At 35.4% G+C, this 12,262-nt stretch carries 16 protein-coding genes; 7 read left to right on the top strand and 9 right to left on the bottom strand.

Features of this window, described 5'->3' with window-relative positions; translation table 11 throughout:
- Nucleotides 1–81 precede the first annotated feature (81 nt).
- The 3 genes from CKV70_RS03200 (at nt 82) to CKV70_RS03190 (ending at nt 3,022) form a co-directional block, all read left to right on the top strand.
- On the top strand, nt 82–1,761 hold the full coding sequence (locus CKV70_RS03200) for a DUF6044 family protein (protein ID WP_014600593.1): 1,680 nt from the start codon (nt 82–84) through the stop codon (nt 1,759–1,761).
- Between the two features lie 85 nt (nt 1,762–1,846).
- The gene (locus tag CKV70_RS03195; protein ID WP_003722821.1) at nt 1,847–2,548 is read left to right on the top strand and encodes an SGNH/GDSL hydrolase family protein; all 702 of its coding nucleotides are present in this window, start codon (nt 1,847–1,849) and stop codon (nt 2,546–2,548) included.
- Between the two features lie 30 nt (nt 2,549–2,578).
- Nucleotides 2,579–3,022: a GNAT family N-acetyltransferase gene (locus CKV70_RS03190; RefSeq protein WP_003722820.1), complete on the top strand. Its 444-nt coding sequence runs from the start codon at nt 2,579–2,581 to the stop codon at nt 3,020–3,022.
- 37 nt (nt 3,023–3,059) lie between these two features.
- On the opposite strand, the gene CKV70_RS03185 is transcribed toward CKV70_RS03190, so the two are convergent.
- From CKV70_RS03185 to CKV70_RS03165, 5 genes are all read right to left on the bottom strand, one after another.
- On the bottom strand, nt 3,060–3,326 hold the full coding sequence (locus CKV70_RS03185; RefSeq protein ID WP_003722819.1) for a DUF3116 family protein: 267 nt from the start codon (nt 3,324–3,326) through the stop codon (nt 3,060–3,062).
- A 15-nt stretch (nt 3,327–3,341) separates the two neighbouring features.
- Entirely contained in the window at nt 3,342–3,620 is a 279-nt protein-coding gene (locus tag CKV70_RS03180) for a hypothetical protein (RefSeq protein ID WP_003722818.1), read from the bottom strand.
- An 85-nt stretch (nt 3,621–3,705) separates the two neighbouring features.
- Nucleotides 3,706–4,446 (bottom strand): sulfite exporter TauE/SafE family protein, encoded by a 741-nt coding sequence (locus CKV70_RS03175; protein ID WP_014600592.1) that lies wholly within the window; start codon nt 4,444–4,446, stop codon nt 3,706–3,708.
- 96 nt (nt 4,447–4,542) lie between these two features.
- Entirely contained in the window at nt 4,543–4,935 is a 393-nt protein-coding gene (locus CKV70_RS03170; protein WP_014600591.1) for a DUF1398 domain-containing protein, read from the bottom strand.
- A gap of 55 nt (nt 4,936–4,990) precedes the next feature.
- Nucleotides 4,991–5,446: a hypothetical protein gene (locus CKV70_RS03165; RefSeq protein WP_003722815.1), complete on the bottom strand. Its 456-nt coding sequence runs from the start codon at nt 5,444–5,446 to the stop codon at nt 4,991–4,993.
- Between the two features lie 106 nt (nt 5,447–5,552).
- Between CKV70_RS03165 and CKV70_RS03160 the strand changes: the two genes are divergently transcribed.
- Nucleotides 5,553–6,695: a serine/threonine-protein kinase gene (locus CKV70_RS03160; RefSeq protein WP_010989529.1), complete on the top strand. Its 1,143-nt coding sequence runs from the start codon at nt 5,553–5,555 to the stop codon at nt 6,693–6,695.
- A 79-nt stretch (nt 6,696–6,774) separates the two neighbouring features.
- A complete protein-coding gene (locus tag CKV70_RS03155) occupies nt 6,775–7,269 on the top strand; it encodes a DUF5067 domain-containing protein (protein ID WP_003722813.1) in 495 nt (164 codons plus the stop codon).
- A gap of 40 nt (nt 7,270–7,309) precedes the next feature.
- Here CKV70_RS03155 and CKV70_RS03150 read toward each other — a convergent pair whose 3' ends face one another.
- A complete protein-coding gene (locus CKV70_RS03150) occupies nt 7,310–9,061 on the bottom strand; it encodes a glycerophosphoryl diester phosphodiesterase membrane domain-containing protein (RefSeq protein ID WP_014600590.1) in 1,752 nt (583 codons plus the stop codon).
- 106 nt (nt 9,062–9,167) lie between these two features.
- On the opposite strand from CKV70_RS03150, the gene CKV70_RS03145 reads away from it, so the two are divergent.
- The gene (locus tag CKV70_RS03145) at nt 9,168–9,410 is read left to right on the top strand and encodes a hypothetical protein (RefSeq protein ID WP_003722811.1); all 243 of its coding nucleotides are present in this window, start codon (nt 9,168–9,170) and stop codon (nt 9,408–9,410) included.
- On the opposite strand, the gene CKV70_RS03140 is transcribed toward CKV70_RS03145, so the two are convergent.
- From CKV70_RS03140 to CKV70_RS03130, 3 genes are all read right to left on the bottom strand, one after another.
- On the bottom strand, nt 9,407–9,940 hold the full coding sequence (locus tag CKV70_RS03140) for a GNAT family N-acetyltransferase (RefSeq protein WP_009924454.1): 534 nt from the start codon (nt 9,938–9,940) through the stop codon (nt 9,407–9,409). The genes CKV70_RS03145 and CKV70_RS03140 overlap by 4 nt on opposite strands.
- A 95-nt stretch (nt 9,941–10,035) precedes the next feature.
- Nucleotides 10,036–10,977 carry an NADP-dependent oxidoreductase gene (locus CKV70_RS03135; protein WP_014600589.1) on the bottom strand — a complete coding sequence of 314 codons (942 nt, stop codon included), beginning with the start codon at nt 10,975–10,977 and terminating at the stop codon, nt 10,036–10,038.
- Nucleotides 10,974–11,429 carry a MarR family winged helix-turn-helix transcriptional regulator gene (locus tag CKV70_RS03130; RefSeq protein WP_014930838.1) on the bottom strand — a complete coding sequence of 152 codons (456 nt, stop codon included), beginning with the start codon at nt 11,427–11,429 and terminating at the stop codon, nt 10,974–10,976. Before CKV70_RS03130 ends, CKV70_RS03135 begins: the two co-directional genes overlap by 4 nt.
- A 168-nt stretch (nt 11,430–11,597) precedes the next feature.
- Here CKV70_RS03130 and CKV70_RS03125 point away from each other — a divergent pair, with 168 nt between their 5' ends.
- Nucleotides 11,598–12,224, top strand: a complete 627-nt coding sequence (locus tag CKV70_RS03125; RefSeq protein ID WP_014600588.1) for an FMN-dependent NADH-azoreductase — start codon at nt 11,598–11,600, stop codon at nt 12,222–12,224.
- The last annotated feature ends 38 nt before the right edge of the window (nt 12,225–12,262 follow it).

Below are 12,262 nucleotides of genomic sequence, written 5' to 3'. Positions count from 1 at the left end.
AACAAACCTGGTTTCCTTTGATATAATTGAAAATAGTTTTCTCGGGTACATATATAGTAGAGATAATGAAGGAGGAGAACTATGTGGAAAAAGCATAAGTGGCTAATTATTGCAGTATTATTATTGGTAATTTATGTCGCTCCATTATTTATTCTTGGCGGGAATAGTCATGTAAGGATTCATGATAACTTGGATTCTAATGCGACTTGGTACAAAATGGTTTTGGATAGCGGAGATTACACTGCGAAAGTTGGGACAGCCAATATTGACCAAATAATGGATGATAGTGTCCCAAGAGATTCATTTGATTCAGAGTTTGTTGGAATTGATTGGCTTTATATGATTTTCAGTACACCAATCGCCTTTGCGATGAGCCAGTTAATTACCCGTGTATTTGCATTTTTAGGATTATTTTTGTGGGCAAGAGATTACCTTATTAAAGACAAAAAATATCTCGTGCCAATTTATTTTGTTTCCTTAGCTTTTGCACTGACACCCTTTTGGCCATCAGGCATGCTGAGTACGCTTGGAATGCCACTTGCTCTATGGGCATTCTTAAACATTAGGAATAATAAGCGGCGAATTTGGAATGTGATTATACTGACGCTACTTCCATTTTATTCCAGTTTAATATTAGGATTTTGTTTCTTTTTAGTAATGGTTGGATGTATTTGGTTGTATGATGTTTTCAAGAAAAAACAAGTGAATATTCGATTTTTACTCAGCATGCTTTACATGGGTTTGATTTATGTCATAGTGAATTATCGTTTTATTTATGCGATGTTCTTGCACCCTGAGCCAGATTCGAGGAGTGAATTTAGTTTACCCAATTTGTCATTTTTAAGTTCGATTCGTCTAAGTTTTAAAAATTTCATTTTTGGGCATACGCACGATCAAGCACTGGCTGGATATGTTATTTTGCCGATATTGCTTCTCGTTCTTGTGTTAATCATTATCAAACGAGAATGGGTTAAAGAAAAACTATTTTTATGGCTATTTGGCTTTAATTTATTCTTATCTTTTTGGTATGGGTTTTGGTGGTATCGTGGTTGGAATGTAATCAAAGAACACGTGGAAATCATGCGGACGTTTAACTTTTCGCGCTTCCATTTTTTACAACCTTTTTTATTTTATGGACTGTTTGCACTTGCGATTGTTTATTTAATTAAAAAAGGAAATTGGTGGCGAAAGTTAGCTTATGTGGCAATTGTGTTGCAACTTATTGTTGTTTTCGCTAATAACTCTGAGATTTACTACCGCACTGGAAATGGCTCGCCAAGCATTAATCAATTTTACGCCACGGAGCAAATGGAAGAAATTAAAGATTATATTGGTAAACCGCAGTCAAGTTACCGTGTCGGAAGTATTGGTCTGCACCCGTCTGTTTCCCAAGAAAGTGGCTTTTATACTGTAGATGGTTATGTGAACTCCTATCCACTTGCTTATAAAAGGGCTTTCCGAAAAATTATTGCTGGTGAGCTAGACAAGAGTCCTGTTTTAGAAGATTATTATGATAATTGGGGTAATCGTTGTTATATATTTTCTGCCGAATTAGGTAAAAACTACGATTTCGGCAAGGATTCGAAAAAACACATTAAACAATTAGATTTTAATACAGAGGCCTTTAAAAAGGTTGGTGGCGAGTATGTTTTGTCAGCCGTTCCGATTGATAATGCTTCAGAAGTCGGGCTCCAGTTCGAAAAAGCATTCGATAATAAAGAATCTTATTGGAAAATCTATTTATACAAAGCAACTAATTAAAAAGCGCGAGGCACGATTTTTTCTTAAGGAACAAATCGCGTCTTTTGCTTTTTTTGTGGTATGATTAATGAAAGGAGTGATGATTATGAAGAAAACCATTCAGTCAGTTGGAGTTTGGGGCGATAGTATTATGAAAGGCGTTCTTTTCAATCCTGAAAAAAATCGCTATACGTTGCTTAAAAACAACTGCATTAAACGAGCATCTGAAAAACTTGGCCTGACTTTTCAAAATCATTCCACAATGGGTCGTACGATAACTAAAGGCCATGAAATTCTAACAAAAGACTTAGCAAAAGATGCGACAAACGATATCGCCATTATTGAATTTGGCGGAAATGATTGTGATTTCAACTGGGCGGAAGTAGCTGAAAATCCGGCAGCTGAACACATTCCTCGCACACCAATTAACATTTTTGAAACACAACTTCTCGAAATGATTGCACGACTGAAAAAACTAGATATTAAACCTATTTTAATGACACTACCTCCCCTTCACGCAAAACGTTATTTTGATTTCATTACGCGAGATGGACTGAATAAAGATAATATTTTGCAATTTTTGGGCGGTGATGTAGAGATGATTTATCGCTGGCAGGAACGATATAGCAATACTATTTCGCGCATTGCAGCCGAAACTAGTAGCCAAATTATTGATGTCCGTGATAGTTTTCTCGCTGAATTTCATTATGAAAATTTGCTCTGTGCTGATGGTATTCATCCAAACGAGGCTGGTCATATTGCCATGTCGCGCAGATTCATTCAGTACGCAAGTTTCCATAAAGCATGAGGAGGAATTTTTATTTTACATTTACAAACAATGACTGCTTTTGATTTAGAAGATTTTTTAACTACCGCCATTACAGATTACGCCAAAGAAAAAGTAGAGGCTGGTACATGGGACGAAGAAGAATCTTTAGCAAAATCCCAAGATTCCTTCAACAAATTGCTATATGACGGAATTACTACACCAAACGAATATCTCTACAGTATCATCTCAGGTGAAAAAATCGGTTATATCTGGTTCCATGTGGACGAAACCCGCTCCGGCAAACACGCTTTCATTTATGATTTTGTGATTTTCGAAGCATTCCGAGGTAAAGGATTTGGAACAAAAACATTAGCAGCATTAGATGTACTTGCGAAAGAAATGCAGATTACTAAAATCGGGCTACATGTATTTGCACATAATCAAACAGCTATTGGCTTATATAATAAAGTTGGTTTTCAAAACACTGATATTACAATGGCTAAATATTTATAAAAAAACGACTTGATTTCCTGAGAAATCAAGTCGTTTTTTAACTTTTGTTTTTCAAAAGCTCTAACTCCGCCAATTTTTCATGCCCTTTTTCCGTTCGGTAATATCTTGTCGTTTGATTTTCACTCATTCGAAAAATATAATGATACGTTTCTAGCCAGTATATGCCAAACAGCAATTCATTTTTAGTGAACGCTGCGGCACCAGGGAATTGCATCATTTCGAAAACCAGATGATCCATCGTCGCATTTTGTTCTTCTGTTTTAGATAAAATTTGATAGATCACCGCTTTGGTTGGTTCGTCCATTCTATCAACCCCCTATTAAAACATCCCAATTTCCCCAATATGGTACACAAAATAAATTAAAATTAGTAATAATATGTTAAATCCTAGCAGAATCCATTTTACCAGTTTTTCTTTCACAAAAAAGACACTTATTGTTGAAATTATTCCTAAAAATAATGGAATTAATTTATACCATATGCCTTTTTCTCCACCTGGTACAATGTCAGAAATATGTAATCCCCATGTTAAAATTATCCAAGTTACAGTTAGGATTGTTAGTAAAAATGCAGCAAAATCTGGCCAACTTCTTTTCATCTTAACCCCTCCTACTCTCTCTAAGCTTAACATAAAACAAGGGCGGACAACAAAAAAACAAGCTACATTCATAGCTTGTCTGAGGTTAAATCTTAATTAAATTTAAAGCAAAAAGGGCAATAAGTAAAACATTAAATAATATTGCAATCCATTTTTCATCTAGGAGTTTATTTAATCTTGTGCCAATGAGCGCTCCGATGATTGCCCCTGGTATCATGTAAATCCCAATCGAAAAATCACTTCCACCAATGATTGCATAGGAGCCGATACTTGCAAGTGATGTTAGTAATGTCACATAACTTGATGTCGCGGATGCTGTTTTTTGGTTCAACATGAAAATTAATAGCAAAATTGGTATGACAATTGGCCCGCCACCGATGCCAAATAAGCCCGCTAAAAATCCAATAATTACACCGAATACATATGGTATTATGCGATATTCACTTAAAAAATGTGGTTTTTCATTGTTCCGTTTCTTTTTCCAAATCATTATCCCTAGTAAAACAACAATTAATGCTCCGTACAGAAAACGATAGACTGCTTCAGGCAACATTTGATTCACCATTGCGCCAATAAAAGTTGTTGGAATACTAGTTACGGCAATTTTCAGTGCCAAGCCTACATTCCCTTGCTTTCTCTTATAATAAATACTACACGTAAAAATCGCCATCGTGAACACAGTTAGAGCCGAACTAAATGCTGCTGTTCCTTGTGAAACACCCATCAAGAGTAGAATTGGCAAAAGGATAACTCCTCCACCTATTCCTAAAAAACTTCCTACAACACTTGTACTTAGTGCAATTAGAAAGTACGTAATTATATCCATTATACTTTACCTCTCTTCTTTCAACTGTTTCAGCATAACATATTTTCAAAATTTAAAAGTACTAAAAAAAGACAATAATATATTGTCTTTTTCATTTTAAATACTCGGAATCGGTTCAATGACCAAATCATTCCCCGTATTATCTATATAGGTTACTTTCATTGCAGATAAATCAGCTTCCCACAGTCTGACACCTGCTAGCCCAGCTAGTTTAATAAATATTTCAAAATCTATTTTCCCCGCTTGTGCTTGTTTAATTGCATCTTTCAGTTTGTCGCGTGAAATTTCTTCGGAGATTGGCATAGAAACACCATTCAACTTGGATTCTACTTGATTATCCATTTCATCCCAAAATAAATAAACGCCTTTTTCGACTAAAAACTGATATTTAGTTACGCCTAATTCTTTAAAACTTTGAACTACTTTAGGAAAATCACCGGCGTTTTTTTCACTTGTTGCTGCTTGTAAAATCGTTTGCTCATTTAACATAACTAGTCTCCAATCATTTAGGTCTCCCTAAATTATACACGATTTCTAGTTAAATCTAAATAAGTGGTTTCTCTTCTTTATATGTTTCGATTAATGCTTCTTCTAGATCATAGAGCGAATCATTCGTTTGGTCTAGCGTATAACCATGATCTAACGCAAAAATAATAATCGCATCCCGTCGATTTTTTGCATACAGAGGTGGGTATTCTGTATATTTTAATAATCTACTTGCTTCTAAACCAGATAATTTAAATCCAAAAGAAAGAGCGATTGTCCGGTCGCGTGACGGCCTTCTAACCCCACTGAAAATTTGGTATCCATATGTTTCATGGAGTCTTGCCGCGCGAATGACGCTTGCTTTTGTTAATTTTTTCTCTGCTAATAATTCTTTTAAATAGGTAACCATTTCGCTTGATTTAAATTCCGCCTCGTTTTCATCTAATACTTGGCGTAAATTGGTCGCTTTTTTTAATTCATGAAGTAATTTACTTGTCTCTTTTTCCCCATCCATAAGGCGCACCCCCGACTGTTTTTTTCATTATAGCACGAAATAAGTACCCGACTACTATGCTTCATGCTATAATTTCACTATAAAGTGTAGAAGGGATTTTAGATAAATGGGAGAAATGACACTTGCTTTTATAGAAGAACAATATAAAGAATTAGATAATCTCAATAATAAAGAAAACCCTGCTGTGCTAACGAGAAATACATCTACAGGAGAATTATTTGTCCGTAAAATAATTCCAAGCAGTTTTGCCCCTGTGATTGAACAACTTAAAAATTTATCTAGTAAATATTTGCCAAAAATCGAAGTGATGATTCCAAAAGGCAATCAATTAATTGTTTATGAAGAATACATAAATGGGAAAAATTTAGCCGACTTGATGAAAACAAATGCTCCCTTTGATACGGATGAAGTTACGCGACTAATGCTGATGTTGTCTGATGCACTTACAGAATTACATGCAAATGCGATTATTCACCGTGATATTAAGCCTTCTAACATTATGATTTCTAGCGATGGCGTATTGAAATTAATTGATTTTGATGCTTCCCGTATGTTTGAAGTGGGCAAAAATCAAGACACTGTCAACCTCGGCACGATCGGTTATGCTGCCCCTGAACAATACGGTTATTCACAAACAGACGCGCGATCGGACATATACAGTATTGGTGTTCTTATGCTCGAACTTCTATTAGGAAAAAATACTTTACCAGATAAAGAACACGCCACTTCGCTTGAAAAAATTGCGATGCAAGCAGGTGCCTTTGATCCTGAACAGCGTTATCAATCCATTCAAGATTTCAGGACAGCGGTCAAAAACGACTCACTTGGCCCAAGCTATGTCTCTGAATTGTCCGATTTCACTGAGTTAGATGATTCCCCCACCGAATCGGCCTGGAAAACCCCAGCTGACGAATACGAAAATGACTTTATTCCATGGTATAAACATATTCCCGGCTTTAGAACAGGGACACCTTGGAAAATGATTGTCGCTGTATTTGGTTACATGTTCTTGATATTTGGTTTATTCAGCCCACCAACAGAGGGCGTTAAAATGTCTCATACCGTAAATTTTTTCAGTAACTTTTTCTTAATCGTTCCTGCTTTTGTTATTTTTACTAACCTCTGTGGTATTTGGTCCAAATTACCTTTACTTAAATCACCCTCTCCTGGTACAAGAAAAGCGGGTATTGTCATTTATATTATTGTCTGTGTATCTATTTATGGTATTTATAATGAAATCTTTTCCTAGTCCTATGCCTGCTGCATAGGACTTTTATTATCTCCACATGGTCTAATAGAAACAGATAAAAGATGAAGGAGAGAAGAAAATGAAAAAATTGAAAAGCATTTTATTATTAATGGGGATTATTACTTTTGCCCTAGCATTAACTGCATGTGGTGGGACAGAAGATAAAGCAAGTACAGAAAAAACAGAAACAGCTAAAGCGGAGACGAAAAAGAAATCAAATCCAAATGAACTTGGAGATTATAAAGTAGAAATTCTTAGTTCAGAAGTAGTTAAGGATTTTGAAGGTAACAATGCCATCGCAATTAAAACTAAATTCACAAATAACAGCAAAGAAAACATTTCTTTTATGGTAGCTATTGATCAACAAGCTTTTCAAAATGGCACTCAGTTAGAAACAACAGTATCAGCTGATGCTAGTATGGGCGGCTCTGAAAAAGACGTACAACCTGGTGGAACTTTAGAAGTGACTGAGCTTTATAAACTACAAGATACACAAAACACAGTCGATATAGAAGCAACAGAATTAATTAGCTTTAGCAAAAACTCTGTTAAAAAATCATTTGAACTAAAATAATAATCAGCCGCAAACAATGATTGTTTGCGGCTTTTTTTATTTAAAATCCTAACCTATTCTCAATACGACTTCGCAAAGAATCATTTTCATTAAAAGATTCCCTAAGTTCTATCGCCTTTTTAGGATAATTGGTAATGATTCCATCTATATTCTTCCGCAAATACATTTGCATTAGTTTTTCTTTATTTACCGTCCAAACAAACACCATTTTATTATTTTGTTTGGCTTGTGTAAGTAATCGTTTATTGATGGAAAAATCTTCTAAAACAATAAAATCAGCAGATGTTTTTGGTAAGTTTCCAATATTAAGCGCTAATATGATGCCCGTTTCAAGTGTAGGGTCGGCTTGTTCTATTTTTTCGATAACTGGTTGGTCCAACGATTGGACTAAATATTTATCAGTTACTTTTTCTTTCTTTAACAATGTGACAAGTCGTTCTACCATATCGCTCGATTCCCCGCCGTGTAACTTCACTTCCACGAGTAAATCTATCTTATTCTTTTTCGCTATCTTGATAATTTCATCGAAAGAAGCTATATGAGATGAATAGTCGCCACTCCTTACTTTAGTTTGCTGCAACTCTTTTAAAGTCATATCTGCTACTCTCTTAGAACTGCCAGCAAGTCTTCTCAGCGTCATATCATGGAAAACAACAAACTGATGATCTTTGGTTTCTTGAATGTCAATTTCGCTGTAATCTGCCCCGGCCTCTGCAGCTGATTCAATGGCTTCCACTGTATTTTCAACAGCATTCATTGTATCACCTCGATGGGCAATTATTTTCGTATTAGGTTCATATAAAGTTGCATTCACGGTATAAATATTAAAACTACTAAAAATAATGAAAATGATTATTGCTACAATAATAAATCTCTTTTTATGCGGGAACTGGCTGCGCGTCACAAGAGCTGGTTGTTCTTTTATAGCAAAGGCATTCTTCACTAATAATTGCGCAATGATTCCTTGAAAAATTCCAGCGGAAAAGAAACCTATCACTTGCAGTATGGTTAAAGTAATACCAGCTATAACCACCGCAATTCCTGGAGTTATTTTTTCTACCAAGAGAAGTGGCAACATAATAATCGTCGCGATAATCGATACTAAAAAGCCAATCGCAACAATTATTAAAACCCATTTTAGTAACATGAAAAATAAGTGCTTTTGCGGGTATTTCCAACTTTTTCGGATAGCTCCACTTATTTTTAGTGATTTGTCTTCAATGAAATATGGCAAAGCAAACACAAGTCTAGCGCTAATATAGAAAATAATCGCAATTGCAATAACATACAGCCACGTTCCCGTCGTCGTTTTCATTAGTTCATCTGTAATAAAATGCGGTAAATAGAGGTTTTCTGTTATCGTAATTGGTAAAGATAATCCTGCAATTGGCAAAAGTAAAAAGAAATATAGCAGAAAATAAATTGCTTGATAACTAAGAAAGTATTTTGCTTTTACATTGAGCCTTTGTATGATTTTGAAAAAGGTATAGCTTTCTCCCCGCAATTGATAAATTGCCATCATTATAAAGAAACCCAGTTCATAATATACAAATAATAAAATGAGTAAAGCTAAAATCAGCAGCATAATAATGGCAACAGGACTCGAAAAAACTTCTCCCAGATTGGCGTCTGTAATCCCTGGCACTCCGATAACTCGGAGAATAAAGAAAAAGAAATAATAGATAAATGGTCCAATCACAAATGCCTGCAAGATTGTTAATAATAAAGTTACTTTGAGATAATCTGTCTTAAACTGATACAATACTTTAAAACTGTCTTTTAAATCTTTCATTTGCTTCTCCCTTTTTTGTTTAATTTTCAAGGCTTTATAGTTTATCCAAGAAGCAAATTTAGTTATAATTAATTCATAAAGTTAACTATTAAAACGAGGTGAAATGATGCATCCGATTGAACAATTGTTAGCAAATAATAACACTACTGCCACTGATATTGAATCCAATACTCGCTTAAAAGAAGGATCTTTACAGAAAATTATTGATAAAGACATTCGTACTTCTGACATTAGCCTTCGTGTTCTTAGTCAAATTGCTATTTTTCTTAACACTGGGGCCGATATTATCGCGAAACAACTTAGTGATATAGAAGTAGCTAATGATCTAGCCTTTCTTATAGAAGACTAAATAACCAAATACATCATGGTTACATCTAAATATCGTCTGTCCACTTGCATTAATGCTGGAATTTCACCAGCTTCGATAAATCCAAATTTTTTGTACAAATTAATTGCGCGTTTATTCTCTGTTACAACTTCTAAATAGATAAGCTTTAAATACTCACTGCTTTTAGCGTATTTTATTAATTCCTCCATGCAAATTGTTCCAATACCTAGGCCCCAATATTTCTTCCGTATCGAAATAGCTAGTTCAGAAGTATGTAATTCTCGCTTTTTTATATGGCCAATAAGCTGAGAAATACTCGCAAGTTCATCATCAATAAAACATAACAACATAACAGAGCCTGGATTCTTATCGCTTTCTTCAATGTATTCAGCTTCTTCAGCTATACTAAACGCAAACTCACCTTGACCAAATGATAAATAATTTGTCTCACCAGCTACTTCATTTAAATAAGTAATAATATTACTAGAGTCCTCTTTTGTAGCTTTCCGAATCATCATTATTTGCCCATTCTTCAATTCTCTTGTTTCCATTTAGACACCACCTTTTTTTGCTATTATAGCCCATCTATATTATTCCAGCAAACAGCAAAAAAAGCTAGATGATAGCATCTAGCTTTTCGAAAATCTTATTTATTAAATGAAATGACTATTTTTCCAACCGCATGGTGCGTTTCGCTTAATGCATGTGCATCGAAAACACCTTTTTCAGAGAATGGGAAAGTTGCGCCGACGATTGGTTTAATTGTTTTATTAGCCAGCAATTTGCCTAGTTCTTTCAACTGTTCGCCGTTTGGTTGAAGCCAAATTCCAGTCGCTGTTACATTTTTTTCTTTCGCACGATCTTCATTTGAAATACCAACGATACTTACTAAACGACCTGTTCCTTCTTTTAATACATCATAGCTATCCGTTTCGATTTGACCACCCATTGTATCAAAAACTACATCAATGTCTGAAAGGACGTCTTTAAAATTAACTTCTTTATAATCAATGACTTGGTCTGCGCCAAGAGATTTTAGTAATTCATGGTTTTTCGCACTAGCTGTTGTGATTACTTCTGCTCCTGCATGTTTGGCAAGCTGAATCGCCAACGTCCCAACGCCACCAGCACCAGCATGAATCAAGACTTTTTCACCTTTTTGTAGTTTCGCGTGATCGAACAAAGCTTGCCATGCAGTTAAGCCTGCAAGTGGAATCGATGCTGCTTCATCAAAACTAATACCTTCTGGAAGTGGTACAAGTAAGTGATCATCTACCGCTGTATACTCAGCATACGTACCAAAACGCGTTGTTTCAGGGCGAGCAAATACTTCATCCCCGACTTTCCAATCTGTAACGCCTTCACCAACTTCTGAAATAACACCCGCTACGTCCCAGCCTAAAATAATCGGGAATTCCCAGTCCATCATTTGTTTTAAATATCCTTCACGAAGTTTCCAATCAATCGGGTTAATCGATGTTGCTGCTTCTTTTACAATCACTTGATTTTTTCCCGCTTTTGGCATTGCAACTTCTTTTTCTTTTAATTCTTCTTTGCCACCATAATTTTCGATTACTACTGCTTTCATTTTAACTTCTCCTCCATTTTCTCTACATTATTCATCATTTTTGTGACTGACTTAAGTAATGCACTAACTTCTTCCTCTGAAAAAGCTTCTAGCGCCCCGTTCTGAAATTTTTCTTTTTCCAAAAGTAAAGTGGCTAATTCCGCCTCACCCGCTGATGTTAAAAATAAATACGTATAGCGTTTGTTTTCATCTTGCTTTTTCCGAACAATCAGCCCTTGCTCTTCCATTCGCTTCAAATGACGGGTAATACTCGCCGAATCAATGTAAAGCTTCTCTCTTAGCCGATTTTGGCTTTGGCCCGGTGTTTGTTGAATATGAAATAAAATCTCTACTTTTGTAAAACTCATATTCGTTTGTTGTTCAAACACATGACTAATTTCCTTGGATAACAAGTGCATCCGGTAAAGTAATTCTGATCGTTCTGTACATGGTTTCAGCATTTTCACCTCCATAGTTGATACGTCAAATGATATATCAACTATTATACGCTTCCTTTTCAAAAGCACAAAATATCTGCTCAAACATTAGCGGCTAATTTTTTGTAAGCAATATGCTTGCTGTTTATCGTGAAAATGAGCTACACTTAATGGATAATTCAAAAAAAATGGAGGCAAGATGTAATGACAAACGTACTTTTCATCAAAGCAAATGGTTTACCTGCCGAACGCTCAGTCAGCGTGGCACTATACGAAATCTTTCTAACTGAATACAAAAAGTCCCATCCGGATGATAATGTAACAGAACTTGATTTATTTGAAGCGGATCTACCTTATTATGATGTAACAATGATGAGTGGATTACATAAAGAAGCAGCTGGAGAAACACTAAGCCCAGAAGAAAAACGTTTAGCTGATATTGCTAATAGCTATTTGGATCAATTTTTAGCGGCTGATAAAATCGTTATGGCGTTCCCACTTTGGAATTTTAGCATTCCAGCACAATTTTCAACTTACTTATTCTATTTAAATCAAGCTGGCAAAACGTTCAAATATACTGCAAACGGCCCTGTTGGTTTAGTTGCTGATAAAAAAATTGCCCTGCTTAACGCTCGCGGTGGCATTTACTCTGACGGACCAATGCAAAGCTTTGAAATGTCCTTGAACTATGTAAAAAATGTGCTAGCTCACTTCGGTATCTCTGAGCCAGAAATGGTTATCGTAGAAGGTCATAACGCAAAACCTGATCAAGCAAAAGACATTATCTCTGCAGGAGCAAAAGAAGCAGTAGAATTAGCTAAAATCTTTTAATAAAAAACCGTGAAAGAGAAAACCTCTTTCACGGTTTT

The organism is Listeria monocytogenes, assembly GCF_900187225.1.
GTDB lineage: Bacteria > Bacillota > Bacilli > Lactobacillales > Listeriaceae > Listeria > Listeria monocytogenes.
The sequence above is the reverse complement of the archived record's forward strand: the minus strand, read 5'-3'. Positions and strand labels throughout refer to the sequence as shown.

Excerpts from the sequence above, each read along its gene's own strand:
- CKV70_RS03200 (WP_014600593.1), top strand. The coding sequence starts at position 82 with ATGTGGAAAAAGCATAAGTGGCTAATTATTGCAGTATTATTATTGGTA.
- CKV70_RS03195 (WP_003722821.1), top strand. The coding sequence starts at position 1,847 with ATGAAGAAAACCATTCAGTCAGTTGGAGTTTGGGGCGATAGTATTATG.
- CKV70_RS03190 (WP_003722820.1), top strand. The coding sequence starts at position 2,579 with ATGACTGCTTTTGATTTAGAAGATTTTTTAACTACCGCCATTACAGAT.
- CKV70_RS03185 (WP_003722819.1), bottom strand. The coding sequence starts at position 3,326 with ATGGACGAACCAACCAAAGCGGTGATCTATCAAATTTTATCTAAAACA.
- CKV70_RS03180 (WP_003722818.1), bottom strand. The coding sequence starts at position 3,620 with ATGAAAAGAAGTTGGCCAGATTTTGCTGCATTTTTACTAACAATCCTA.
- CKV70_RS03175 (WP_014600592.1), bottom strand. The coding sequence starts at position 4,446 with ATGGATATAATTACGTACTTTCTAATTGCACTAAGTACAAGTGTTGTA.
- CKV70_RS03170 (WP_014600591.1), bottom strand. The coding sequence starts at position 4,935 with ATGTTAAATGAGCAAACGATTTTACAAGCAGCAACAAGTGAAAAAAAC.
- CKV70_RS03165 (WP_003722815.1), bottom strand. The coding sequence starts at position 5,446 with ATGGATGGGGAAAAAGAGACAAGTAAATTACTTCATGAATTAAAAAAA.
- CKV70_RS03160 (WP_010989529.1), top strand. The coding sequence starts at position 5,553 with ATGGGAGAAATGACACTTGCTTTTATAGAAGAACAATATAAAGAATTA.
- CKV70_RS03155 (WP_003722813.1), top strand. The coding sequence starts at position 6,775 with ATGAAAAAATTGAAAAGCATTTTATTATTAATGGGGATTATTACTTTT.
- CKV70_RS03150 (WP_014600590.1), bottom strand. The coding sequence starts at position 9,061 with ATGAAAGATTTAAAAGACAGTTTTAAAGTATTGTATCAGTTTAAGACA.
- CKV70_RS03145 (WP_003722811.1), top strand. The coding sequence starts at position 9,168 with ATGCATCCGATTGAACAATTGTTAGCAAATAATAACACTACTGCCACT.
- CKV70_RS03140 (WP_009924454.1), bottom strand. The coding sequence starts at position 9,940 with ATGGAAACAAGAGAATTGAAGAATGGGCAAATAATGATGATTCGGAAA.
- CKV70_RS03135 (WP_014600589.1), bottom strand. The coding sequence starts at position 10,977 with ATGAAAGCAGTAGTAATCGAAAATTATGGTGGCAAAGAAGAATTAAAA.
- CKV70_RS03130 (WP_014930838.1), bottom strand. The coding sequence starts at position 11,429 with ATGGAGGTGAAAATGCTGAAACCATGTACAGAACGATCAGAATTACTT.
- CKV70_RS03125 (WP_014600588.1), top strand. The coding sequence starts at position 11,598 with ATGACAAACGTACTTTTCATCAAAGCAAATGGTTTACCTGCCGAACGC.